The organism is Mesorhizobium sp. M7A.F.Ca.US.002.01.1.1, assembly GCF_004022955.1.
Lineage (GTDB): Bacteria > Pseudomonadota > Alphaproteobacteria > Rhizobiales > Rhizobiaceae > Mesorhizobium > Mesorhizobium ciceri.
Genome location: NZ_RZQE01000823.1, coordinates 1 through 1,526, shown reverse-complemented (window position 1 = coordinate 1,526; position 1,526 = coordinate 1). Strand labels below are relative to the sequence as shown.

The following is a 1,526-nucleotide window of genomic DNA, read 5'->3' as shown; positions in this document are numbered from 1 at the left end:
GTCCTTGACCATGATGCCGTTCTCGAACAGGCGTCGCGCGGCGACCACCTGCACGATCGGCACCGCGAGGCCAAGCGCGCACGGGCATGTGATGATGAGAACGGCGATGGCGACCGTCATCGCCCGATGCCAGTCGCCGGTCGCCGCCATCCAGCCCAGGAACGTCACAAACGCGGTGAGATGGACCACCGGGGCATAAAGCGCTGAAACGCGGTCGGCGATACGGCGATATTGCGCGCGGCCGCCCTCGGCGGCCTCCATCAACCGGACCATTTCCGCCAGGAACGAATCCTTTGCGGCGGCTGCCGCCTGGATCGTCAGCGGGCCTGTAAGATTGAGCACACCGGCCTGTACAGCTTCGCCCGGCGCCACGTTTTTCGGCGTGCTTTCGCCTGAGGCCAGCGAGCAGTCGAGATCCGACGTTCCCTGGATGATCTTGCCGTCGACGGGTATCCTTTCACCAGCCGCGATCAACAGCTGCATCCCCGGTTCGATCTCGCCGACCGGCAGATAGTCGCGCGCGCCATCGCCGCGCAGCACCATGGCGCCACGCGCGGCCAGCTGAGACAGGCCTTTCACGGCAGTCCGGGCACGCTCCCGCATCACATGATCCAGCGTGCGTCCGATCAAAAGAAAGAACAGCAGCGATACCGACGCGTCGAAATAGGCATGGTCGCCATGATTGATCGTCTCATAAAGGCTCATGGCGTAGGCGAGCGAAACACCGACCGCGATGGGCACGTCCATATTCATGCCGCCATGACGCAAGGCATTCCAGGCCGAGCGGAAGAAGATGCCGCCGGCGAAGGCGAGGGCAGGAATGGCGATCAGCGCCGAGACCCAGTGAAACAGGTCGCGGGTCGCACCTTCGGCGCCGGACCAGACCGAGACCGAAAGCAGCATGATGTTGCCCGCCGCAAAGCCAGCAACAGCGACGGCGCGGATCAGTTCGGCAAGCGTCTTGTCCTTGTCGTCGACCTCGGGTGCGAACAGATGCGCTTCGTAGCCCAGCCTGCCAAGCGCGGCGACGAAGGGTGGCACCTCGTCTCCACGCCACTGGACCGCGACCCGCTTCGTCGACAGGTTGACGCGCGCGCTTTCGACATGATCAAGCTTTCCAAGTGCCGCCTCGATCGTCTGGATGCAGGCGGCGCAATGAACCGCCGGCACTGAAAGGTCGGTCTGGCGAAGGTTGTCGCCAAGCGATCGGCTCGCCAACCTGATCTCCTGGCTGGATGGCAGGACCGACGTGGCGCCCTTCAGATCCAGCGCCATTTCAGCGCCCGGTGCACAACAGCTCATTGCAGCGCTCCATGCGAAATCATGATCCTGCGGACGTCGCGATAGGGTCGCGCCAGGCCGGCATCGGCGTCGACTTCAACGATCCAGACGCCGTCCTTCGGCATGTGCTGCGCGGCGAACTCCGGGCCGGAGGCGAGGGCGAGCGTGACGGACTCGTCCTCTTTCTCGTAGGCGGGATGACGAAACAGGACCTTGACGCCGTGCAGGGGAACTGGCTTGCCGGC

At 64.4% G+C, this 1,526-nt stretch carries 2 protein-coding genes; both read right to left on the bottom strand.

The genetic code is table 11. The annotated features are described in order from the left end of the window. A partial coding sequence (locus tag EN932_RS35815) for a heavy metal translocating P-type ATPase (protein ID WP_164890841.1) occupies window positions 1-1,302 on the bottom strand: 1,302 nt, incomplete at its 3' end. Next, window positions 1,299-1,526: FixH family protein (locus tag EN932_RS35810; protein WP_206619029.1), on the bottom strand; the 228-nt coding region annotated here is incomplete at its 5' end. The genes EN932_RS35810 and EN932_RS35815, both read right to left, overlap by 4 nt.